This window comes from Spirochaetota bacterium (assembly GCA_035477215.1).
Lineage (GTDB): Bacteria > Spirochaetota > UBA4802 > UBA4802 > UBA5368 > MVZN01.
In genome coordinates this window covers 48,518-70,434 of sequence record DATIKU010000031.1, presented here as the reverse complement: position 1 = coordinate 70,434, position 21,917 = coordinate 48,518, and the positions used below count along the sequence as shown (strand labels likewise).

The 21,917-nt window shown below is 56.0% G+C and carries 21 protein-coding genes and 1 pseudogene; 11 read left to right on the top strand and 11 right to left on the bottom strand.

Features of this window, described 5'->3' with window-relative positions; translation table 11 throughout:
* Window positions 1-29 precede the first annotated feature (29 nt).
* The 3 genes from VLM75_07000 to VLM75_06990 are packed head-to-tail and all read right to left on the bottom strand — an operon-like array spanning window position 30 to window position 4,034.
* Window positions 30-767, bottom strand: coding sequence for an outer membrane lipoprotein-sorting protein (locus tag VLM75_07000; protein HSV96666.1), 738 nt, complete (start codon window positions 765-767; stop codon window positions 30-32).
* Complete coding sequence (locus tag VLM75_06995) at window positions 764-3,451, bottom strand: efflux RND transporter permease subunit (GenBank protein ID HSV96665.1); 2,688 nt, start codon at window positions 3,449-3,451, stop codon at window positions 764-766. The genes VLM75_07000 and VLM75_06995 overlap by 4 nt, the downstream gene beginning before the upstream one ends.
* Entirely contained in the window at window positions 3,444-4,034 is a 591-nt protein-coding gene (locus tag VLM75_06990) for a TetR/AcrR family transcriptional regulator (GenBank protein HSV96664.1), read from the bottom strand. Before VLM75_06990 ends, VLM75_06995 begins: the two co-directional genes overlap by 8 nt.
* A 304-nt stretch (window positions 4,035-4,338) precedes the next feature.
* Here VLM75_06990 and VLM75_06985 point away from each other — a divergent pair, with 304 nt between their 5' ends.
* Window positions 4,339-5,106, top strand: a complete 768-nt coding sequence (locus VLM75_06985) for a hypothetical protein (protein HSV96663.1) — start codon at window positions 4,339-4,341, stop codon at window positions 5,104-5,106.
* On the opposite strand, the gene VLM75_06980 is transcribed toward VLM75_06985, so the two are convergent.
* The 5 genes and pseudogenes from VLM75_06980 to VLM75_06960 form a co-directional block, all read right to left on the bottom strand.
* The gene (locus tag VLM75_06980) at window positions 5,107-6,375 is read right to left on the bottom strand and encodes a hypothetical protein (protein ID HSV96662.1); all 1,269 of its coding nucleotides are present in this window, start codon (window positions 6,373-6,375) and stop codon (window positions 5,107-5,109) included. It lies immediately after the preceding gene.
* Window positions 6,376-6,541: 166 nt separating this feature from the next.
* Entirely contained in the window at window positions 6,542-7,135 is a 594-nt protein-coding gene (locus VLM75_06975; protein ID HSV96661.1) for a flavodoxin family protein, read from the bottom strand.
* A complete protein-coding gene (locus tag VLM75_06970) occupies window positions 7,113-8,117 on the bottom strand; it encodes a PIN domain-containing protein (GenBank protein ID HSV96660.1) in 1,005 nt (334 codons plus the stop codon). The genes VLM75_06975 and VLM75_06970 overlap by 23 nt, the downstream gene beginning before the upstream one ends.
* 77 nt (window positions 8,118-8,194) lie before the next feature.
* Window positions 8,195-8,724: pseudogene (locus tag VLM75_06965) on the bottom strand (CarD family transcriptional regulator).
* A 313-nt stretch (window positions 8,725-9,037) separates the two neighbouring features.
* Window positions 9,038-11,326 carry a PBP1A family penicillin-binding protein gene (locus VLM75_06960; GenBank protein ID HSV96659.1) on the bottom strand — a complete coding sequence of 763 codons (2,289 nt, stop codon included), beginning with the start codon at window positions 11,324-11,326 and terminating at the stop codon, window positions 9,038-9,040.
* Window positions 11,327-11,452: 126 nt separating this feature from the next.
* Here VLM75_06960 and VLM75_06955 point away from each other — a divergent pair, with 126 nt between their 5' ends.
* Window positions 11,453-11,842, top strand: a complete 390-nt coding sequence (locus VLM75_06955) for a hypothetical protein (GenBank protein HSV96658.1) — start codon at window positions 11,453-11,455, stop codon at window positions 11,840-11,842.
* On the opposite strand, the gene VLM75_06950 is transcribed toward VLM75_06955, so the two are convergent.
* Entirely contained in the window at window positions 11,828-12,970 is a 1,143-nt protein-coding gene (locus VLM75_06950; protein HSV96657.1) for a trypsin-like peptidase domain-containing protein, read from the bottom strand. The genes VLM75_06955 and VLM75_06950 overlap by 15 nt on opposite strands.
* A 244-nt stretch (window positions 12,971-13,214) precedes the next feature.
* Between VLM75_06950 and VLM75_06945 the strand changes: the two genes are divergently transcribed.
* Together VLM75_06945 and VLM75_06940 are read left to right on the top strand one after the other, a co-directional pair.
* Window positions 13,215-14,066, top strand: a complete 852-nt coding sequence (locus VLM75_06945; protein HSV96656.1) for an alpha/beta hydrolase — start codon at window positions 13,215-13,217, stop codon at window positions 14,064-14,066.
* 48 nt (window positions 14,067-14,114) lie between these two features.
* A complete protein-coding gene (locus VLM75_06940) occupies window positions 14,115-14,576 on the top strand; it encodes an acyl-CoA thioesterase (GenBank protein HSV96655.1) in 462 nt (153 codons plus the stop codon).
* Window positions 14,577-14,606: 30 nt separating this feature from the next.
* On the opposite strand, the gene VLM75_06935 is transcribed toward VLM75_06940, so the two are convergent.
* Window positions 14,607-14,810: a hypothetical protein gene (locus VLM75_06935; GenBank protein ID HSV96654.1), complete on the bottom strand. Its 204-nt coding sequence runs from the start codon at window positions 14,808-14,810 to the stop codon at window positions 14,607-14,609.
* Window positions 14,811-14,959: 149 nt separating this feature from the next.
* Between VLM75_06935 and VLM75_06930 the strand changes: the two genes are divergently transcribed.
* Both VLM75_06930 and VLM75_06925 read left to right on the top strand, forming a co-directional pair.
* On the top strand, window positions 14,960-15,700 hold the full coding sequence (locus VLM75_06930) for a hypothetical protein (GenBank protein HSV96653.1): 741 nt from the start codon (window positions 14,960-14,962) through the stop codon (window positions 15,698-15,700).
* Window positions 15,701-15,756: 56 nt separating this feature from the next.
* Window positions 15,757-16,161 (top strand): hypothetical protein, encoded by a 405-nt coding sequence (locus VLM75_06925; GenBank protein ID HSV96652.1) that lies wholly within the window; start codon window positions 15,757-15,759, stop codon window positions 16,159-16,161.
* A 7-nt stretch (window positions 16,162-16,168) separates the two neighbouring features.
* Here VLM75_06925 and VLM75_06920 read toward each other — a convergent pair whose 3' ends face one another.
* Window positions 16,169-16,690: a hypothetical protein gene (locus tag VLM75_06920; GenBank protein ID HSV96651.1), complete on the bottom strand. Its 522-nt coding sequence runs from the start codon at window positions 16,688-16,690 to the stop codon at window positions 16,169-16,171.
* 435 nt (window positions 16,691-17,125) lie between these two features.
* Between VLM75_06920 and VLM75_06915 the strand changes: the two genes are divergently transcribed.
* From VLM75_06915 to VLM75_06895, 5 genes are all read left to right on the top strand, one after another.
* Window positions 17,126-19,195, top strand: coding sequence for a ribonucleoside triphosphate reductase (locus tag VLM75_06915; protein HSV96650.1), 2,070 nt, complete (start codon window positions 17,126-17,128; stop codon window positions 19,193-19,195).
* A gap of 16 nt (window positions 19,196-19,211) precedes the next feature.
* Entirely contained in the window at window positions 19,212-19,409 is a 198-nt protein-coding gene (gene nrdD, locus VLM75_06910) for an anaerobic ribonucleoside-triphosphate reductase (GenBank protein ID HSV96649.1), read from the top strand.
* Window positions 19,360-20,055 (top strand): anaerobic ribonucleoside-triphosphate reductase activating protein, encoded by a 696-nt coding sequence (locus VLM75_06905; GenBank protein ID HSV96648.1) that lies wholly within the window; start codon window positions 19,360-19,362, stop codon window positions 20,053-20,055. Before nrdD ends, VLM75_06905 begins: the two co-directional genes overlap by 50 nt.
* Window positions 20,056-20,244: 189 nt before the next feature.
* Window positions 20,245-21,108: a ChaN family lipoprotein gene (locus VLM75_06900; GenBank protein ID HSV96647.1), complete on the top strand. Its 864-nt coding sequence runs from the start codon at window positions 20,245-20,247 to the stop codon at window positions 21,106-21,108.
* Between the two features lie 65 nt (window positions 21,109-21,173).
* Window positions 21,174-21,905 carry a M15 family metallopeptidase gene (locus VLM75_06895; GenBank protein ID HSV96646.1) on the top strand — a complete coding sequence of 244 codons (732 nt, stop codon included), beginning with the start codon at window positions 21,174-21,176 and terminating at the stop codon, window positions 21,903-21,905.
* Window positions 21,906-21,917 lie beyond the last annotated feature (12 nt).

The window sequence follows — 21,917 nt, the reverse complement described above, 5'->3', positions numbered from 1 at the left end:
CCGCAAACTTCCACCGCCGGATTACGGGTCTACCTGAGCGCTTCTTTGGAAAGCTGTGAATCCGCGATCGGCACGTTATAGGTCACCGATTTGATCCTGAGATCGGTTTTACTCTTTCCGTCCGCGGCATGCATGACCGCCCGGTAGGGAGTAAGGATGCCGTTCACTTTCCTGATGTCGTGGTTCTCCAGATATTTGTGCAGTTCGCCCTTCATGTAGATGTCGATCCGCATGGCGAAGAAGCTCGTTTTGTCGATATAGAACACCGCCTTATCGTACACGACATTTTTTGATCTGGCCTTCGCCTCGACCTTGTAGCAATCGACCCCGCCGGCCCTGGCGTCACCGAGAAGTGTGTAACCGTAATCGTCAATGTCCCTGGACTTGAGGTCCTCGTAGTAAAAATGAGAATTGACGAAGGGTTTGTCCGAGTCGGCGAGCGCGATACGCTTCACCTTGCCGGAGGAAAGAACGAGCCACTGGTCGTCATCGCGGCCCTTGTAGGTGTGCGTCAGAAGCTGTATGCTGGTCGGACGGCTGAACGAGATTAACACCCTTTCGTTGTCACCTGACTTCTTCCCGACAAGCTCGAATTCCTTCTCGACAACCCTGCCGCCCTTCTCGATAAGCATGAGCACCGCGGCACGAACGCTCTTCGGCTGCGTCAGTGCATCGCTCTTTTCCATTATCTGTCTTCCGTCAAGCGCGTGGAGCGGGGAAGCGACGAGGGCAAGTAAAGCCGAAAGCGCGATTAAGAACGATCTCATCGTAAACCTCCTTCAGGCGTGGCCTGGTTTTCTATGTTGAATATTTTGCCTATATAAAAATATTTCCAGAATCGCGAGTTGGATTTTGATTCCGAGAGATCAACCCCCGTAAACCGGATGACCGCCGGAAGAATGAGCAGCGCCCCTGCCGTGGTTGCCATGAAAGTTACGCCCACAAGTAAAGCGAAAAAGATGATGGGCTTGAAACTCGATACGATGAGCACCGCGAATCCGAGGATGAGCGCGAGCGCCGTATAGATGATCGCGCGCCCCGCGGTCGAAAGGGTGGTGCGGATGGTATCGTCGAGATCTTTGCCCGCACGGCGGTGGTGGCGGAAGGTGTTGAGGAAGTGGATGGTGTTGTCGACGCCGATGCCGATGGTGATCGATGCGATGATGGCGGTGGCGATATCGAGCCGTATTCCCGCCCATCCCATCAGGCCGAAATTAAGGGCGACGGCGATCCCGATAGGAATGAGCGAAACAAGTCCCGCTTTCCAGTTTTTAAAAAGAAGCGAGATGACAATGCCGACCACGGCAAGCGAAAGAAACAGGCTCATGAGCTGGCCCGTCACCACGTGTTTGGCGAGCCGGGTAATGATGATGGGCTCGCCAGATATCGCCAGACGGTATCCGCGCTCTTCGAGCATTGGGGTAACCCCCGCTCGTATGGAGGCGATGATCTCGTTGAGCCGCGAGGTCGAGAGCGGCGCGCCCTCCTTTTCGTACATCCGGGCGAAGAGGTTGACGGTGCGGAAATCCTGATCGATGTACGGCTCGAAGTCGTCGGCGCGCCCGTCCGAGTTCAGGTCTTCACCCGAGTAGATTTCGAGGTAGTCGGCTATGTCGGATTTGGATTCGGGTATGACGTAGGCGGCCGGGGCGTTGTTGTTCATGGCCATATGCATGCGCTTTATCACATCAGTGAAGGAATCGGTGCGCCCGATCTGGAAGGACTTATTTTTTTCCGCGACCAGCCATGTTCGGACTGCCTCGACGGTCGTAAGAAACTGGGGGTCCTTTGCGCCGTCGGTCCTTCCGGAATCCAGAAGGATGTTGAGGCCCAAGCTTCCACCAAAGCGCTCGCCGATAAGCCTCGCGCTCACGTTGATTGCGTCATCTTCACGAAAATAGGCGCTTATGGATGTTTCGGTCTTGAGAAACGTGATGCCGATGGCGGAAAAAACAAGGATTGCCGTCGTCACGGCCATGACGGCGCGCGTGCGCTCGGTCGCAAGGCGGGCCATGAATCTGACGATAAAGTCGACCGGGGCTTTTCCGGAAGATTCGCCGGCACGGCCCAGGTCCCGCGACGCTTTGGGCAGGAAGATGCAGAGCGCGGGGATGAGCGAGGAGGCGATGAGCACGGCGAAAAAGGTGCCGATCGCCGAGTACAGTCCCCACTCCCGGATGGCGGAGACCTGGTTGGTGACCAGTGTGGCGAATCCGATCATCGTGGTGAGGCTCGCGAGAAGCAGCGTGATGGCGATGGTATTGAGCGATGTCCTGATTCCTTCAACCGGTCCACGGTCGCGTATGAGCCCCGCATCGAGAGCGAAGCGGTTGAGTATGTGAATGGAATAGGAACTCCCTACGGCGATCATCAGAGGCGGAAGGGAGATGCCGATGACGGTGAGTTTGCCGCCAAGATGCCCCATGAGCCCCAACACCCAGACGTCGGCGAGGATAAGCGTGATGAATGGAAAGGCAACGCCGAGTGCGGACCGGAAATTGAGGTAAAAAATGAGAATCATCACGAGCATCACCAGCGGCATGAAGAGTCGCAGATCATGCTGCATGTAGCGGTTTATCTGACGGTAGAGGACGGGAATACCCTGCATGGTGATGCGAAGGTCCGGATGGCTCAGGGCGATCTCCTGAATCTCGGAGGTGATGCCATCATAATCGCGCACGTCGATCAGGCGGATGAGGACACCGAAGTTGGTGATCTCGTCCGAGGCGGGGTTGCGGTAGAAAATGCCTTTCTCGAACGCCGGGTTAGCCCAAAGGCGTGATTTTAGCTCCGGCGCGCCGACCCTGGATGTCGGTACCATGCGGCGGTCGTTTTCATCGCGCTCGACAAGGTCAAACGCGGAAAGGGTGTCGTCCCGGCCTGAGATGTCTTTCATGGTGAAAGGCGAAAGGATTCTGTCGACCAGACGCTCGGCGCGCACGCGCGCCGACTTTGCAAGCTCACGGTCGAGCTTCGAGAGCTGGTCACGGTCAAGGGATTGCGCATTCCCGAAGAGCGAGATGATTTTCCGGGACAGAAGACGCGAGTAGGCCTGATCATCTTTATAGTGCTCCAGGAGTTCTTCCCTGTTAAACGGAGCCCCCGCGGCGATAGAAAGGAATTTTTGGCGTCGGCCGGCCTCGCGGGCCTCATCGAAATCCCGGTACTCCTCGATATCGCTTATCAGGTTGTCGAACTCGAGGAGCCGTTCATCGCTCCAAATATTATCGGGGGCGACATCCATGATGATGAACTTGCCATTGTTTCCGTACGTCTTCTTGACCTCCTCATTGAGAAGGAATTCCGCGTCCCTGGAAGGCATCATGGAGTCGAGGGAGTTGTCGAAGCGAAGCTTCGGAAGTCCCGCTCCAAGCGCGATGGTTATAAGTACGATGACCGCCACGATGGTGCCGGGGCGGTTGATGATAAACCTGATGTATCTGTCAAGCATGCCGGTCCTCAGCCTGTCGGTCAAGGAGGCCCGAGAGAAAGAGGCTTTTGAAAGCGACGATGCTGTCCTCGACGGTCAGATTGTGTTCAAGAATAAAATCGGGATTGAGCACGGTGTTGCTCGCTCCGGTCAGAAACCCGACCACGATGGAAGGATTTATGTTTTTAAAGACGCCGGCACGTATGCCGGTTCGGATGGTGCCGGTAAACAGATCGACCTGTTCGCGCTCGAATTCGCGGATCCTCTCGTTGATGACGGGGTAATAGCGTCTGACGTCCCTGAGTAACGGCCGCGAAATGCTGCCAAAGAGCTTGTATGCCGTCGCGAAAAAGCGATCAAGTCGCGTAAGCGGATCGGACTCCGTCCTCTCGATCGTCCTGAATTCCGCCCGCATCTGGTCGAGGATCGCGGCGAACACGATTTCCACGAGCTCATCCTTGCTCCTGAAGAACTTGTAGAGCGTCTTCTTGGATATGCCGCACTCGCTGGCGATCATGTCGATCGTAATGCCCCTGATTCCGAAAATCGACGAGAGGCGCTTGAATATCTCGATGATCTTCGCCTTTACGATTGATTCACCCATAATCAGGTACCGTTCATTGAATCGTAGTTTTATTACCCTATGGAAACTATAAAAACCAATACAGTTTCCCTGGTATTTTGTCAAGTCAATAATGCCCGGTTCGATACTTGCTCCACTCGGGTGGGCAAAGAACCAAGGAAAATACTCCGCGCATATAAATACTGTTGAAGCGAGAGCTTTGTTTTATCGATTATATCAGAGTCGTACCTCAATCAGGTGTTATCGGGCATAAAAGACGCGCGGATGGCCATGTGGCGTAGCGTGAACATCATGCCCGCACCGATATATCGGCGAGGAAATCGGGATGAAAAAGCTGGTGAGCGTATGCGCAGCAGTGTCGTTGGCGCTGACTGTTTCCTGTTCGTTAAAAAAGGAAACACCGCTGAGACAGGAAATATCACCACTTGGCGATAAGCTTTCAGCCTTTTTCAGGCTGTGCAGCCGGGATGCGGCAGGCGGGGCGAAGGTCGTAGAGAAGCACGATATAGTTAAAATGCTCACTCATTTTCTGCGTATGGACGGGGGCGGGAAAAAGTATTACCTCCTCGAGCGCGAGCACATCTCGGAGATGATCCTTGCGGTTACCGAAGGCCTGTACTCGGATTTTATCCTTATAAACCGGCACGGGGTCGTGGTGTACAGCCGCGAGAACGACGATATCTTCGGGAAGAACGTACGCACGGGCCTTTCGGAAAGTCCCCTGGCCAGATGTTTCGCCCGGCAGGACCAGGACCTTCATGTGGAGGACGTTGCCGTTTTTCCCCCGGGGTCCGGCCGGTATGCGATTTTCATAAGTTCGAGGATCATGGTCGAGGATTCTTTCCATGGTTTTTTTATATTGCAGGCGGGGATTGATAAGATTGAGGGATATCTGGACGGGAAGACGGAGATAATCGATTATGAGGGCAGGTACCGTATCTCGCCGCGCCGGGAGTTGATAATGACTGAGCACCCTCTATTTGAGCGCATGGAACAGGGGAAGGCTGGCAGCCTGTCGGCCGACGGCAAACGCTACGAGTACCATCCTTTCGAGTTTTTGGGAATCCGCTGGCTTATCGTCGGCGAGCGCTGATCAATCGATCATAAAGCGCGCGACGAGGTCGTGCGCGTTCATGAAAAGCGAGAGAGGTCGTTTGTCCCTGGCACGCTGCCGGTTGATCTTTTTCGCCGTTTCGACGAGCTTGCCGTCGTCAAGCGCCCGAGCGCCCGTCTTGAGCAGACCGCTGAGCAGGCCGGGGAAGATCACCGCGGTGTCGATGTGCTGGCGGGAAACGAAATCGCGTACGCCCTTTTCAGTGATGATGCCCCGTTCGAGCTCGTCGAACTCGATCAGCGAGATGACGATCTGTCCCGCCCGTATCCGGTGAAACTCGTCAATGGTGAAGTGATTTCGAAATAAGAGTATCACATCGGCATTGTTAAAGATGTTCTCCGGAGTGGTCGCGAGCCCTCCCGATTTTTCGAAGGTAAGCATGAGCTTTTCGTTGTGGTCGTAGCCGAGAACTCGATGACACCCGAGTCCGTGGAGCAGACGCGTGATGCGGAGCGAACTCGTATCGATGCCGATTATACCCCCGGTCGCTTCGGGAAGAGCCAGGTGGTCCCTTTCGAGAAGATGAAGGGTCTCCACCAGCAGGAGGAGCGGTAACTCATCGTATGCCGTCGAAATCACGGGAAGCGTCATCTCGGACAGGAGCTGCTCATACACACCGCTGTCGTCGACGTCCTCGATGCCGGTTATGCGCAGCGCCGCGAATCCGGCTTCGATGCTCTGGATGGTTTTTATGAGGTCCTCGATCTGTCCGTATGTGATGATCAGCGGCAGCGCGTTAAGCCCCGTGAAGTGGCCGGCGATCACAGCATCGCGTTCGAGATCGGCATGACAAAGGCGTATCATCTCGATCGGGGGCTCGACCCTTCTCTTCATACAGCCGATCATCCCCACTGTCCTTAAAATGCCGGTGCAGTGGTCTCCCTTCCCCTGGCGAATCTGCGCACGCATGAGTGCCGCCGATCCAAGCAGGCGTATCTCGTAGTCGGCCTGGTTTTCGATGGGCATCTTCCCGGAGACGTTCAGCAAACCCCCGGCTATCGAATCCTCGAGGATGTTCCGCTCGCTTACGATCTGGTAGGTGTCGCGGGACGCCGGTGCGCCGGCGAGAAAGGCCTCGTAGGCTTCAGGGTCGGAATATATGATCTCCGTGTCGAGGATATCGTACCCTTCGACGCTTTCTTTCAGGCGCAGCCGTTGAAGCCGACACCCGTGCCGGAAAAGCTCGTCAGTGAACGCGCCGAGCGATCCTTTGGTGATTTTGACCTGGAGTTCGACAATCAATTGCATGGTTATGCCCCGCCGCTTTACTTTTATTATCGAAAGGAAGGGCGCCGATATTAACCAGGAAAAGGCCGCCGGCCGGGCGATTGCCGAAACTGGAGCGAAGAAGGGAACTCCGGTGCGGCAGTTTCGGGCGATCGGCGGAGATTGACCCGCAACAGGAGCCCCCCGGCTACCGGGAAAGGCGAAGGCGAAAAGAGGCGCCGAGCTTCCGGGCGCCGGACAGGTATTTTTCGTGAATATCTCCGGCGTGACATCCTTCCATGTTCGCCAACAGAAGAAAATCCTCTCTGCGATAAACGTATTCCAGTGCGTTGAAAAAATGGCGTATAATCGTTACCGTGGGCGAAAACATGTTGCGGTAGTTCGAACCGCCCGTGCAGATCAGGTTCCCCGTCTGTTGTTTCGACGTCCGTTCTCCGCGCCGCCTGCTTTCCCACAGTACCTGGCTGCGGTCGATGAAGAGCTTGAGGGGGCCAGGTGGAGACGAGAAATACAGCGGCATGGAAATCGACAATAGATCGGCCGCGTAAAGGGCGTCGTAAAGAGAGGTCATGTCGTCATTAAAAACACATTCCCTTCGGCTCGCGCAGTGCCCGCAGGCGGTGCAGGGATGGATGGAAAGATCATAGAGGTAGACACGCCTGACATGGTCGGGTCCGAGGGCCGCCAGAAATGATTCGTGAAGAGCCGACGAAGCCCCCGTTTTGCGGGGGCTTCCGAAAAGCGCAAGGACCTTAATCTCAGTCCTCCCTGATACGGGCAAAGATCATCCTCCCCGCGGTCGTCTGAAGCACCGAGGTCACGATGACCTCCACCTCGTGCCCGAGGCGGCGCCGTCCGTTTTCCACCACGACCATGGTGCCGTCGTCCAGATATCCTATGGCCTGGTTGGGGTCCTTGCCTTCCTTGATGAGCGCGACCTTCATCTCCTCGCCGGGAAGGACGATGGGCTTGAGCGCGTTCGAAAGCTGATTGATATTAAGGACCCTGACGCCGTGGAACTCGGCGACCTTGTTGAGGTTGAAGTCATTGGTGATGACCATCGCCTTCATCACCTTGGCCATCTTGACGAGCTTGGCGTCGACCTCGTGTATCTCCGGGAAGTCCATGTCCGAGATCTTCACCATGATGGTCTGGTCTTTCTGCATCTTGTTCAAAATGTCCAGGCCCCGCCTGCCGCGGTTTCTCTTGATCGAATCGGCCGAGTCGGCGATCATCTGCAGTTCGTTGAGGACAAAGTTGGGTATGACCAGTATGCCCTCGATGAAGCCTGTGTCGCATATGTCGGCTATACGCCCGTCGATGATGACGCTGGTGTCGAGTATCTTATAGGCGATCCCGCTCTCTTTCCCCTCCTCGGCCTTCTCGGGAATAATGTAATCGAGCAGTGAGATGCTGTCGTTGTTGATGACGAAAAAGAGCATTGTGGCGAAGCCGATTACATGGTAGATGAGCGCCTTTACGACCGACTGCGACTCGGTCGAAATGGCCAGCGGCATCGAGGCGAACGCGATGACCAGAAGGTGGCTGAAGATGAGCCCGACGAAGAGTCCCAGAAGCGCCGCCAGCAGTATCCGCGTGGAAAAGGTATGGGATACGTACTCGATTACGATGATGATCGCAAGCGCCGAGATTGCGGAAATAAACCCGCCCAGAACAACCGCCTGGAGTGATACGTTGACGTAATACAGCGAAGTGAATACGACCGAGGCGAGGATAAAAAGAATTCTGAAAATAGCTATCATACCGGATGACTCCTTGAATTTGTAATGGCGTTTACGAATGGACCGATCACCGGATCGGCGCCTTCGGCGCCACTGTTTTATTTCTCCCCATGCGACGAATCCGGACTTACGCCAGATTCTTGCGGGTTTATACTGAGAGGGCTTCGGAGACCAGATTGCCGGCTTCTTCGATGACGATGCTCTTTGCGAGCGCTATCTCGTGAATAACCAGTTGGTAGGCGTTCTCGTAGAGTTTGCGTTCCATGATGGATAATTCCTTTTCCCTTCCCCTGCGGTAAAGGTCCCGGGCGACCTCGCCCACCTCATAGATGGAGCCGCTCTTCACCTTGTCAAAATTGCCCTGGTAGCGAAGCTTCCAGTCGTCCTCGGTGATTACTTCCTTTTTCTTGAGCAGCTCGAGCACCTTGTTGACCTCGCGCTTGGAAATGATCGATCGAAGACCGATTTCCTTGGCCTTGTCGACCGGGATCATCACCTTCATGCCGCTGTTGATGATCGTCACCATGTAGAACTGATTCCTCTTTCCAAGAATTACCTTTTTCTCGATAGCATCGATATTTCCGACCCCATGCATAGGGTAGACGACCTTGTCTCCGACCTTGAACATAGCCCTCTCCCTATAAAGGAGGAATGAAGAGCCCCCTTTATAGATCGCGAATTTTTAAACGATACACAAAATGACGCGTACACGGGCCTCTTTCCCGTGCCGGCGCACGGGAAGGGCGCGATGCCGCCATTGATAAAACGCTTCGGGGGAAGCCGATAAATGGTTGTATCGGGCCATACGCCACCGCCATCCAGTATCTGCCGCCCGCGGCGGCATACTGAACAATACCGTTTTATGTTTGGTATAATTACAATCAGGCTCAGATTATAGCATAGGTGGGGGCGAATTCAAGTATAAAATAATCGTCTGGCAATTATTCTTTGGTCTTGAGGCCTTCTTTTTCCATATACACATCGAGTATGGACTTCATTGTTCCGGTTTCTTCTTCGCCACCGTACGATGGCGTATAGTGCGTTCCGGGAGGTTCACCCGGGAAAACGGGGTCGCTCATGCCGTTATAGACCTCCCGCATATAGTGCCCCCATACTGGCGCCGCGATTCCCGCCCCGGCCTGGTGCTTGCCAAGGGACATGAACGGTCTGTCGTATCCGAACCAGACGACCGCAGCGACTTCCGGGGTAAACCCGCAGAACCAGGCGTCGGTCCAGTTCGATGTGGTGCCGGTTTTTCCGGCGCACCTCTTGCGGAACTGGGCGATGTTCCTGATCGCGTCGGCGGGCGTTCCGCCGTTTACGACCGCCTGCATCATATCGTTCATTATATAGGCGGTCTGCTCGGAAATCACCTGTATGCTGCCGTCCATCTCCCTGGAGGCGATGATGTTTCCGACCTCCTCCTCAATGTTGGCGAGCTCGTTTCCGTCGCGATCGACTATGTAGCGTATCGCGAAAGGAAACACGTCCCGGCCGCGATTGGCGAAGATGGCGTATCCCGTCGCGATTTCAAGGGGGGTGAGCTCGGATGAGCCGAGCGCGAGCGACGGGCTGGGCGTAAAACGCGACTGGGGCACCTTGAGCATCCGGGAGGCGAAGTCGATGATGCGGTCGGCGCCGACGATATCATAAATGCGCACCGAAATCACGTTGATAGACGCGGCGAGCGCCCGGCGGAGATTAACCATGCCGGAGAAGCTTCCCTCGTAGTTTCCTGGCGCCCAGGTCTCCCCGGTTTCATCGATGTCGACCAGCGGAGCGTCGGGGAGCACTGTATTGGGGCTGATTATCTTGTTTTCAATTCCCGCGCCGTAAACGAACGGCTTGAATGCCGAGCCGGGCTGGCGCCGCGCCTGGACCGCGCGGTTGAACTGGTTGTTGACGTTGAAGCCGGAGCCGCCGATCATGCTGGTTATATAGCCGGTTTTAGGCTCGATTGCGAGGAAGGCGCCCTCGACCTTAAGCGTCGATGAAATGGCCGAGGTTGCGGTGCGGAACGCGTCAATACTCTGCGAGGACGACCGAACGTCCATGAGGATCGCCATGATGTCGATGGAATCGATCACTTCTTCCGCCATTTTCTTTTTAACGATAGTCTCGAAATCATTTTTCACATATACGCCGGGGAGACTGAACACCATGCGCAGGGTTTCGTATGCATCGAAGAGCCCGCGATCGACCGCGCTGTTGGAGTACTTGTTGGCGAGCTCCGAGACGGCGTTCTGCCTGACAAGCGCGGGCGGAAAATATTTTTCAGCGATTTCCTGCCGCTTGAGGTTGAGGGTGGTATAAACCGACAGCCCCTCCGTGTAAACGGCATCCTTGCCGAAGCGAGCGGTGAGTATCTGACGCACGTAATCGGTGAAGTACGGGGCGCGGTCCTCGCTCCTCGAAAACGCGTTCTTTGTCGTGAATTCGGTCTTAATTGAATCGACGAAGCCGGGCCAGAATTCCTGGTAAATCCTGTCGGCGCGCCCGGCGCTCAGGTAGCCCGCGTCGACCATGCGGCTGAGGGTATCGCGATTCTTGATATAGGCCTCGTGGGTGTTCATGAGCGGGGAGTGACGCCCGGGCGCGGAGGGAAGGGCGGCCAGTACCGAACTCTCGGCGACATCGATCTGGCGCACGTCCTTGTTGAAAAAAAGCCGCGCGGCGGACGAAACGCCATAACAACCGTGACCGAGGTATATCTGGTTGAAATACATCTCGAGGATCTCCTCTTTGGAAAACCTCTTTTCGATCTGCAGGGCGAGTACCGCCTCCATGGCCTTTCGCGCGAGCGTGCGTTCACCGCTGGTGAAAAGCCTCTTGGCGAGCTGTTGCGTGATGGTCGATCCGCCCTGGACTACCCTTCCGGCGATCAGGTTTTTGGACATCGCGCGGACGATGGCGAGCGGATTGATGCCGAAATGGCCGTAGAATTCGCGGTCTTCCGCGGCTACGAACGCATTGATGAGGTTGCGGGGCAGGTCCTCGTAGGCGACCAGATCCCTTTTTTCGCGAAAGAGCTCGGCTATGAGCTCTCCGTTGACATCGTATAGCTTGGTCGGGAGGCTTACCTGGAATTGCCGGAGGTTTTGTATGCCGGAGAAATTCTTAATCTGCGCGATTACATAGCCGAAAACGACGCCCCCCACAAGCGATGTGACCACCAGCGCAATGAGGAAGCCCTTCTCTATCCTGAGGATGTTTTTTTTAATGTCTTCCATGTAGGGAAGCCCCTTTGCATGCCCGCAGCGGTTCCGCGCATTTCAACGCGCCCAGATTTCTATTGATGGCCGAATTAATCAAGGAATTATTTCATTTACCGGGTTCAGGACCGGAGGGTCTTCGCTATGTACCCGAAAAGCCAGACTGCGCCGATTATAATCAGAAGTATGATGACGGCATATATAAGGAAGCCGAGAATGCCGACCAAAAGTTTAAGTATAAGGGGAATGACGTATCGAAATCCCACGTACAGGACACACAGTGCAGCCCCGAGATACAGTATAAAACGGATGTTTTCCCGCACAGCAGACCTCCCTGCGGCGATTGCGGCAACGCCGCCTGATGAAGACAGGATAACATCGGGCTACAGCGGCGTCAATGAATTTGAGGCTGCTGATGATGAATGCGAAACGAAGAACCTCCCCGCCGGTGGGGGAGGTTCGATGCTGTTAACAGATTTCAGCAGGCAAGGCCTGCCGGTGTTTAATCACCAGCCGACGTTACGGCCGCTCTGAAACCTTAATGAACAGGTTAAGCTCCTTCCCCTCCCTCCATACCGTGGCCTTGAGAGTTTTTCCAATTGGCGTTTTGCCCACAATGTCCACGAGCATATTATGGTCCCTGATCGGGGCGTCGTTGAGTTTTATGATAACGTCGCCCGCCCGGACGCCTGCTCTGGCCGCGGGGCCATTTTCCTCCAGGCCGCCGATCAGGGCGCCTTCCGCCGCCTTGAGACCGAACTGTCTGGCATATTCTTCGGTAAGGGGCACGATCTGCACGCCGATATACCCGCGTTTAATCTTCTTGTGGACCTTGAGCTGTTCGAGTATGGATCTGGCCGTATTGATGGGGATCGCAAAACCGATGCCGAGATTGCCGCCGCTGTTGGAATAGATCATTCGATTGATACCGATGACCTCGCCGTTAATATTGATGAGCGGACCGCCGGAATTGCCGGGGTTGATCGACGCGTCGGTCTGGATGTGGGACTGCGAACCGCCCATCATATCGACGTCCCTGCGGCCGGTGGCGCTTATCACTCCCACGGTGAAGGTCTTATCCAATCCGAAGGGGTTTCCGATCGCGATGGCCCAGTCGCCGACCCGGACCTCGTCGGAATTGCCGAGGAACACCGGTTTGAGCTTTTCCCTGGGCGATATTTTCAGAAGCGCGATATCAGTTTTCTGGTCCGAGCCGATGATCGTCGCGGGGTATTCCTTTTCGTTGATTTTGATCGTGATTTTATCCACGCCGGAAACCACATGGTGGTTGGTGCAGATATAACCGTCCTCGGACAAAAGGAAGCCAGTCCCCAGTCCGGTACGCCGCTGGGTTCGTGGTCCCTGCTGCGGTGCGCCGAAGAATTCCCTGAAAAACGGATCGTTGAAGAACGGGTGCTGTGGTATTTTTACCGTCTGCTCGGTCGCGATGAACACCACCCTGTCCTTGTAGATGTCGTAGATGTCCCTGAAGGCCTTCTGGATCTCCGTCGCCTTGACGGCCTCGGCGCTCGACTTTATCGGTGACGGGGACGACTCTCCGAATACCGGCGCGTCTTTCTGAGAGCATGAGAACGGGTAAATGAACAGCGAAGCGAACAGGACGAGGAATATGGGTAGTACTGCGGTTCTCCTGACGGTCATCACGGGCTCCTTGCGCTATTTTTCTGGAGAATAGGGTCTCTCCAGGCAATTCCTGTTACAGGGGTCGGCAAAAGATCATGCCGGTGACAGGATTCTCGATATTTAAGATAGCACCGCCAGGCAGGGTATTCAAGCATTAATATATTTCGGACGTGCCGACGGTGCTCGTTCTTGACACGGCCGCACACCGGGTGCATACTCGGGGACGGATGCGTCGTTTATCATCGGCGGGAGATCGGTAAAAATGGAACCTTCACTGCGTGTAATGAACATCGGAGATGCCGCCATAGAATACCTCTTTTATGACGGTGACGGTCCGACCATTATAATGCTGCACGCCACGGGCTTTCTCCCCTGGCTCTGGCACCCCATAGCGAGAAAACTCGCGGGGAAATACCGGATCATCGCGCCTTATTTCTGCGATCACCGGCATGCCGAGCCCGAGGACGGCGGCCTGGGATGGATGATACTGGCCGAGGACCTCTTCCGCTTTTGCGAAGCGCTGGGCAATGGTCCTCCGTATCTGGTGGGGCATTCCATGGGCGCGACGGTGATGGCGATCGCGAACGCGGCGCACGGTTCGCCGGCGGAACGGATGGTGATCATAGAGCCCATATTCCTGCCGCAGGATTTTTACCGTGCAAAGATCAGCGTTGAGCAACATCCGCTGGCGTCGAAGTCCATAAAGCGCCGCAGTCACTGGAGCAGCCGCGCAGCGGCGAAAGAGTATCTGCGCTCGAGGGCGCTCTTTAAAAACTGGGACGAAGAGATGCTCGACCTGTACGTGCGCCATGGGATGGTGAATGGTCCCACCGAAGGGCTTACGCTCGCCTGTTCTCCAAGACGGGAAGCGTCGCTTTTCATGGGTGGTATGCAGTACGATCCGTGGCCGCTGTTGCCGAAGCTTTCCTGTCCGGTTCTGGTGGTTGAGGGAGAAGAGAGCGAAAACCGTCAGTTCATCGACCTGAAAAAAGCGGTCTCGCTCATGCCACGCGGGGAGTATGCCAGTATAGCCGGCGCGGGACACCTGGTTCCGATGGAAAAGCCCGCGCAGACTGCGGATATGATACAGGAGTTTTTTTCGCGCCCCGTCTGAACGGCCGGTCGGGATGGCGGGGAGTCAGGAGCGGGAGGGGAGGGGGACGTGGAAGCAAAGCGAGTGGATGAAAGCGCGATCGAAATGGTACAGCAGATGTCGCATCAGGACGCCAACCTGGCGGGGAACGTGCACGGCGGTGTCATAATGAAAGCCATCGACACGACGGCGGGTATCGTCGCCGCGCGACATGCCGGCAGCAACGTGGTTACCGCGTCGATCGACCGGCTGGACTTTCACAGTCCGGTGTACATCGGGGATATACTGCGCCTGAAGGCCGGCCTGAACTTCGCCGGCAGGACGTCCATGGAGGTGGGCGTGCGCGTTGAGGCCGAGAACTTTATTACCGGGGCGGTACGGCATACCTCGTCGGCCAATCTTACGTTCGTGTCGCTCGACGCGCAGGGTAGGCCGATGGAGATACCCGGACTGATCCTTGAGACCGACGAACAAAGGAGGCGCAACGCCGAGGCCGCGTCCAGAAGGAGCCTCAGAATACAGCGCGACTGACCCGGCCGCGGACCGCGAGCGGGGTGCTTGTCATTTGTCGGCGAATGGATCCTTTTTCCCCTTCCGGGATTGTTCCGTTTCCTTTTCAATCGCTTTCCTGAAAATGAAACGGTAGTTGGTTGACCGGTCCATCTCGATCTGGTCGAGCGAAACCTCGTTTCGTTCCTCTTTTTTACACCCGGACGCGGCCGTGATTACGGCAAGTATCAGAACCATCGCGCAGCATGTCCGCATCGCTTTTTCCATGAACTGTTTATAGCCCGGGCGTTTCTCCGGCGCAATCCATTAATAAATAAAATCGGGAGGCGTCAACGGGCAATTAAATTGACATTGAAAGGCCACTCATATATACTTCATCCCACGAGGATCGGCGAAGGACTTCGATGAAGATAAACGACGACACGATAAAACTTGCGGTTGAGCGCCGTGTGGTTGTAAATCACGGGGCTAAGGGGAATAATGCCGCGGAGAAGGCTTCGATAATTTCCCATAAACCGGTTAATCCATCGTTCAGGTGGGTGTCTGACCGGCAGGCCGGGGAAAGTCGCATGACCGAGGCGCTCAGCATCGCTCAGATGGCGCGGCATGTGCTGCAGCGGGCGGTGGAGATATCGTCGCGCCTGCGCAACATGGCCATGGAGGCGATGGCCTCCCGCCGGGTGGATTACGTGGGAATCGCAGGAGTAAGTGCGGAGTTATCCTCCGCACTGGGTGAGTACGCCGGAAAATTCGGCATGACGGCGCTCCCTGTGGCGGCGCTGGATCCGCAACCCCAGGGCGGCACCGGTGGCGTGAAGGCGTTGCATGCGGAAATTGGCGCTGCTCTAAAGGAGATGTCCGCTTATGCGGCGGAGATAAACAAAGGGAAGGAGGTGGATACCTCCCGGCTCGACATTCTTCGGGCCAGGCTTCAGGACAGGTTCGCCGATGCCGAAAAAACGGTCGCCCTGTTCGCGAGCAGGGGCCTGGACATGGCGCGGGAATACGCTCCCGGCGGCGCACAAGGGGATTTCGCCGGCATGCGAATGCTGGTTCAAGAGTCCATCGGTCGGGATTCAAAAGCGGCCCTAATCGCGCAGGGAAACATCAATCGCGAGACGGTTACCGTGCTTTTGCAGGCGTAGCCGCCTCAGCGTGGCGCGCTGTTTAATGTTGAGCCGACTGCAAGGAGAATAATGTAATGGAAGTATTCGACGGTTTTATCGCGGCAATCGCGGCGGAGTTTAAAATTAAGTTCCATAAAGACGGCCCTGGCGCGTATTCCACCGAACTGAGTTTCGACAACGACCGGTCACAACAGGTGCTCATTACACTTAGCAAGGACGAGGTCGGCGACCGGATCATCAACTATTATTCATCGATAGGGAAACTGAAGGGCGACTTCTGCGAACTTTTCAAGTACGCGCTGCAGACGAATGCGACGCTACCACTCGGATCGCTCGCCCTGATTGAGGACAAGCTGGTGCTCCGTAACTCAATTCTGCTTCAAGACTGCGATCCGCGCAGGTTTCTCAAGTCGCTTACATATATCGCCGCGAAGGCCGACGAGCTCGAGGAAATCCTTCTTAAAAACGACGCTTCGTAACCCGTCCTTATAGATTGTCCAATCTCTCGCCTATCTTTTTCATCATCTCCCTGATGACGGGGAAGTCGTCGATGTCGTCGGCGTGCAGGAATACCACTATGTTTTCCCTGACCGACACAATAGCGCGGTCCGAGTTATATCCAACGAAATCGGTAATCTTTTTTATCTCATTTTTTGCCGACGTCATGTTGTTGTAAACGATGATATAACAGACGATGTCATCGCCGAAGGGCGTAGCCGGACGCGTGAGAATGGTCATGTGGATATCGGCCACCCGGTCGGGGTCGCCGTCGGGATATATTTCTTTGGTAAGCCTTTTTATTGCGGCCCGGTCGAACTTCCAGGGGTTTTCCCTGAGCACCCGCTGGGCGAAGGGGGGTATGCTGCCGTAGACGAGACCCTGGGGGATGTCGTTGACGGCCAGGCGTATCTGGTCGATAATGGTTCCCTTGTATTCCGCCCCGGCGAGCGGCATGATCAGGAGCAGCATCAGGATTGACGAGACGACGGGGAGAGCGCGTTTTTTCATGCTTGCCTCCATGTAATTCACTTGGGCGGCGCCGTCCGGCCCCGCCTGCATCCCTTTTCGGCATCCGGGCGGCATGTCTGCAGCCATATTTTTCATTCGGAGGCATCGATAGCCTGATGTTGTTTATCAGGTGAAATTCAGGGTTTTCCGAGGGGTTCGGCGACAACGATTTATTCCACATAATATATGCATATTGATGATTATGATGTTTATCATCTGTCGATGCCGTTTTTTTATTGAGACATAATATTTTCCTTGACGAATAGCCAAAATGACGGTAGTTTCATGAATCGCGGTTCGGGCGCCTGATATAAAAACGTTACTGCTCTGTCTGATGTGTCCCTGCTGTGCTTTACGAGAGCGGCCCTGTATTTCAACCGTTACTTGCAGCGTCAATGAAATCTTAAGAATAAGATCATCTGGAGTATCTCATACATGGAAGATAATGCGTCCCGGGTGCAGTATATACGTAAAAGGGATGGGCGAATTCTTCCCTTCGACGCCGAAAAGATTACCGACGCCATTTTCAAGGCGGCGAAGGCGGTCGGTGGGAGCAACAGGGAGACGGCGCAGTCGGTATGCGATTCCGTGGTCGGTATCCTCGATATACTGCATTACAAGGAAGGCAGAACCCCCACGGTCGAAAACGTCCAGGACCTCGTCGAGAAAATGCTCATTGAGAGGGGCCACGCGCGTGTCGCGAAGGCGTTCATACTCTATCGCGAGCAGCACCGCAAGATCCGCGAGGGCAAGGACCTCCTCAACGAGGGCATACAGCTCATCGAGCATTACCTTGACCGCTCCGACTGGCGCGTCAACGAGAACAGCAACATGAGCTATTCCCTTCAGGGGCTCAACAACCATATTGCCTCGGCGATCACTGCCAAGTACTGGCTCGAGCGTCTGTATCCGCCCGAGATACGCGAGGCGCATGTCTCCTGCGATTTCCATCTTCACGATCTGGGCCTCCTGTCCGCGTACTGCGTAGGATGGGACCTCAGGGACCTGTTGCTGCGGGGCTTCGGGGGCGTTCCGGGAAAGGTCGAAAGCCGCCCTGCGAGGCACTTTCGCAGCGCGCTCGGCCAGGTGGTAAATTTCTTCTACACCCTGCAGGGGGAATCGGCCGGCGCCCAGGCCTTCGCGAACTTCGACACCTATCTCGCTCCGTTCATCTTCTATGACCGGCTTACGAAGACCGAGGTGAAGCAGTGTCTGCAGGAGTTCGTGTTCAATATGAACATACCGACCCGCGTCGGTTTCCAGACACCCTTTACCAACGTGACTCTTGACCTCAAGGTCCCCTCGACGATCGGCGAGGAGTATGTGGTAATAGGCGGAGAGATCCGCGACAGGAAATACGCCGAGTTCCAGGAGGAGATGAACGTTTTCAACGTGGCGTTCGCCGAGTGCCTCCTCGAGGGCGACGCGCGAAACCGCATTTTCACCTTTCCCATTCCGACCTATAACATCACCGCCGACTTCGACTGGGAGAACCCGGCGCACGACCGGCTGTGGGAGATGACGGCAAAATACGGCATACCCTATTTCGCCAATTTCGTTAATTCCGACATGGACCCCGAGGACGCGCGCTCCATGTGCTGCCGCCTGAGGCTCGACAACAGGGAGCTCCGAAGCCGCGGCGGTGGGCTTTTCGGGGCGAACCCCCTTACGGGAAGCATCGGGGTGGTGACCATAAACATGCCCAGGCTCGGGCATCTCGCAAAGGATGAGGCGGGGTTTTTCGAGAGGCTCGCGCACCTCATGGACCTCGCGAAGGATTCGCTTGAGATAAAGCGGAAGGTGCTCGAGAACTTCACCTTGAGCAACCTGTATCCATATACAAGGGTATACCTCTCGGACGAATACGAGCGAAACGGCCGCTACTGGCTGAACCATTTCTCAACGGTCGGCCTGGTCGGGATGAACGAGACCTGCGTCAACCTGCTCGGAAGCGATATCTCAACGCCCGAGGGAAAGGGGTTTACCATACGCGTGCTCGACTTCATGAGGGAGCGCATACGGGGATACCAAAACGAGACCGGAAACCTCTACAACCTGGAGGCGACGCCCGCCGAGGGTGTGAGCTACCGTTTCGCGAAGCACGACAGGGACGCCTATCCCGACATCAAATCGGCCGGAACGAACGAGCCCTATTACACCAACTCGGTGCATCTCCCCGTAGGGCACACGGAAGATATCTTCGACGCGCTGGACCATCAGGACGAGTTGCAGACGCGCTTTACCGGCGGTACGGTTGTCCACGGGTTCATCGGCGAGAAGATCGACGACCCGCAGATGGTCAAGCACCTGGTGCGCCGCATCGCCGAGAACTATTCGCTGCCCTATTTTACCATCACCCCGACGTTCAGCATCTGCCCGGTGCACGGTTATATCGCGGGCGCCCATAAATTCTGCCCATACGAGCACACGGAGGAGGAGCTGGAGAGATTCGGCGTTGAGATTACGGCAAGAGATGCCGATTATAATAAAAAGATAGCGATGTAACAGGAGATATGGAAATATGAAGAAGGACAGGCGGATCCCCGTTGAGGTGTATTCCCGAGTGGTCGGATATTTCAGGCCGGTCAACCAGTGGAACAAGGGGAAACGGGAGGAGTTCAACGAAAGAAGGGAGTTCTCCCTCAAGGATGTCAAGGAAGCATGCATATATGAATATAAAGGGAATACACAAAACCTCGCTGATAGACTTTCCCGGTAGGATATGCTCGGTTTTCTTTACCGGGGGGTGCAACCTCCGGTGCGGCTACTGCCATAATCCCGAGCTCGCCTGCAACAGCGGCAGCCTGCGGTTGTATTCCAACGACGAGGCGCTCGGCTTTATTAAAAAGCGCCGGGGCTTTATCGACGGCGTGACCATCTCGGGCGGTGAGCCCACCATCTCGAGAAATCTGGAGTCGTTTATCGGAGCCGTCAAGGAGATGTCCATGGCGGTGAAGATCGACACCAACGGCCTCAACCCCGAGGTGGTGGCGCGCCTTGTCGACAAGGCTCTGGTCGATTATATCGCTATCGACATCAAGACATCGCCGCAGAAGTACGATTTCGTTGTGGGGCGGCAGGTCGATTTTTCGCGCGTGATTGAGACGGTTGAAACGGTAAAAAGCTCCGGACTGGAGTATGAGCTTCGGACCACCTGCATCCCGAAGTACGTGAAGCTCGAAGACTTCGGGAGTATCGGGGCCGCGCTCGGCCGCGTAAAAAGATATTACCTGCAGCAGTTCGTGGCCGATGTCACGCTGGACGAGTCCTTCCACAATTTAAAGCCATATCCCGTCGAAACGCTCTACGGTTTCCGCGAATATGTAGCCACCTTTGCCGACCTGTGCGAGCTTCGCGGCGTCTGACAGACCGGCCGCGCGGTGCGTTGGTCGGCGTTTCGCGTACCAGACACGGGTGCCGGTCGGACGGATTTGACCTCCGGTGAAAATCACATGATGAAATTTCAAAGAACTGCGATACTTATTTTTCTCTGTACTCTGGTCGCCATCCCACCCGCCGCTTCCGGTGCCGGTGCGGAGACAGGGGTTTTGCCCGTGAGGTGCGCGCTCTGGCTCGATGTCTATACCGGGGAGCCGGTATCATTCGATTCGATGATCGAGGATTGTTTGAAGGCCGATGTGATATACATCGGCGAGCGGCACGGCCTGAAGCGCCATCACGACATGCAGCGGTCGTTTGTCGAGGCGCTTGCGGCGAAAGGCAGGACGCTGCTGCTGGGGATCGAACAGATGGAGTCGCACTACCAGCCGGCGCTTGACCGGTTTAATCGCGGGGAGATCGATTTCGACCGGCTTGCCGCCGATACGGACTGGGAGCGGCGGTGGAGCAATTACCTTGATTACCGTGCCGTCCTGGAGGCGTGCAGGGAGGCCGGAGGATCGGTGCTCGCGCTCAATGCGCGAGCCGAGGTAGTGCGCGCAGTAGCCCGCGCAGGACTCTGTGCGCTGGATGAGCGTGAGCGCGCAGAACTGCCCGCCGAAATCGATCTTGAGAATGAAGAACACAAGCGATTGCTGGGTATGATGCTTCCGGTGCACGCGTTCACCAGCGGAGAGGGGCTTCGCCGTATGTATGAGGCGCAGGTCGCACGCGACGAAAAGATGGCCGACATTCTTTCGGAGAGGCTGTTGAAGGAAAACGCCGCCGGAAATAATTCTATCATTGTTGTCATCGCCGGGGCGGCGCATTTTGCGTACGGACTCGGGGTGCCCTCAAGGGTAGGCCGCCGCGTTCCGGGCATACGCGGGCGCATCATCATCCTCTCCGAAAGCGGAGACCTGCGCCCGGGAGAGCGCGAGCGGATGATGGCTCGCGATACCGGCATCACTCACGAGGGCCTGAAATTCATCTCCAAACCCATCGCAGACTATATACACATAACCGAAAGGGCGAAGTGATCCCCGTTTCTATGGGAACGCGAAGAACGGCGTATCTTTGTGCACTTGTGCTGGGTGTTTTTATCGTGGCGGGACCCGCGGAGTGCGGAGGGAAGGGCTATTCGGGATCGTATGCCGGCATAGCGATCGAAAAATTCCTGACTGGACGGTTCGATCCGGAGAGGGAGAAGGGTTTCGTCGAGCTGTCGACGCTCGGCGTTCCGGTGCAGGGAGGGCGTCAGTATCTTCGCCGGGAGGCCGCGGAGGCGCTGGCGGCAATGTTCCGTGATTTCAGGAAGACCCACCCGGGCCTTGAATTCCGTGTGCGGAGCTCGACCCGGAGCTGGGGACACCAGAAGACAATATGGGAAAGCAAGTGGTACGGGGCGATGCCTGCCGGAGGAGTGCGGCTTGCCGAAGCGATAAGCGATCCCGGTGCGCGGGCCGTGAAGATATTGGAATTTTCCTCGATGCCCGGCACCTCGCGGCACCACTGGGGGACCGATTTTGACCTTCAGGAGCTCGATAACCGCTATTACGAGTCGGGCCCGGGAAAAACTTTATATCGCTGGCTCGCCGTTAAAGCGCAGTCGTACGGCTTCTGCCAGCCCTATACCGCGGGGCGCACCGGCGGACATATGGAGGAGAAATGGCACTGGTCATATATGCCGCTGGCCGGGGGCTATCTTGCGGACTGGATCCGTATCTTTAAAGAGTGTCCGGCATGCCTCACGGAAGAGGACGGCTTTGCGGGATCGGATGCGGCGCTGCCCCTGGCCGTCCGGTACGTGGAGAGCATCAACCCGGCCTGCCGGTAGAAAGTATGCCGC

What these genes read in the sequence shown, in the direction of transcription:
- VLM75_07000 (HSV96666.1), bottom strand. Translation starts at nt 767, where the DNA reads ATGAGATCGTTCTTAATCGCGCTTTCGGCTTTACTTGCCCTCGTCGCT.
- VLM75_06995 (HSV96665.1), bottom strand. Translation starts at nt 3,451, where the DNA reads ATGCTTGACAGATACATCAGGTTTATCATCAACCGCCCCGGCACCATC.
- VLM75_06990 (HSV96664.1), bottom strand. Translation starts at nt 4,034, where the DNA reads ATGGGTGAATCAATCGTAAAGGCGAAGATCATCGAGATATTCAAGCGC.
- VLM75_06985 (HSV96663.1), top strand. Translation starts at nt 4,339, where the DNA reads ATGAAAAAGCTGGTGAGCGTATGCGCAGCAGTGTCGTTGGCGCTGACT.
- VLM75_06980 (HSV96662.1), bottom strand. Translation starts at nt 6,375, where the DNA reads ATGCAATTGATTGTCGAACTCCAGGTCAAAATCACCAAAGGATCGCTC.
- VLM75_06970 (HSV96660.1), bottom strand. Translation starts at nt 8,117, where the DNA reads ATGATAGCTATTTTCAGAATTCTTTTTATCCTCGCCTCGGTCGTATTC.
- VLM75_06960 (HSV96659.1), bottom strand. Translation starts at nt 11,326, where the DNA reads ATGGAAGACATTAAAAAAAACATCCTCAGGATAGAGAAGGGCTTCCTC.
- VLM75_06955 (HSV96658.1), top strand. Translation starts at nt 11,453, where the DNA reads ATGTACCCGAAAAGCCAGACTGCGCCGATTATAATCAGAAGTATGATG.
- VLM75_06950 (HSV96657.1), bottom strand. Translation starts at nt 12,970, where the DNA reads ATGACCGTCAGGAGAACCGCAGTACTACCCATATTCCTCGTCCTGTTC.
- VLM75_06945 (HSV96656.1), top strand. Translation starts at nt 13,215, where the DNA reads ATGGAACCTTCACTGCGTGTAATGAACATCGGAGATGCCGCCATAGAA.
- VLM75_06935 (HSV96654.1), bottom strand. Translation starts at nt 14,810, where the DNA reads ATGCGGACATGCTGCGCGATGGTTCTGATACTTGCCGTAATCACGGCC.
- VLM75_06930 (HSV96653.1), top strand. Translation starts at nt 14,960, where the DNA reads ATGAAGATAAACGACGACACGATAAAACTTGCGGTTGAGCGCCGTGTG.
- VLM75_06925 (HSV96652.1), top strand. Translation starts at nt 15,757, where the DNA reads ATGGAAGTATTCGACGGTTTTATCGCGGCAATCGCGGCGGAGTTTAAA.
- VLM75_06920 (HSV96651.1), bottom strand. Translation starts at nt 16,690, where the DNA reads ATGAAAAAACGCGCTCTCCCCGTCGTCTCGTCAATCCTGATGCTGCTC.
- VLM75_06915 (HSV96650.1), top strand. Translation starts at nt 17,126, where the DNA reads ATGGAAGATAATGCGTCCCGGGTGCAGTATATACGTAAAAGGGATGGG.
- nrdD (HSV96649.1), top strand. Translation starts at nt 19,212, where the DNA reads ATGAAGAAGGACAGGCGGATCCCCGTTGAGGTGTATTCCCGAGTGGTC.
- VLM75_06905 (HSV96648.1), top strand. Translation starts at nt 19,360, where the DNA reads ATGAATATAAAGGGAATACACAAAACCTCGCTGATAGACTTTCCCGGT.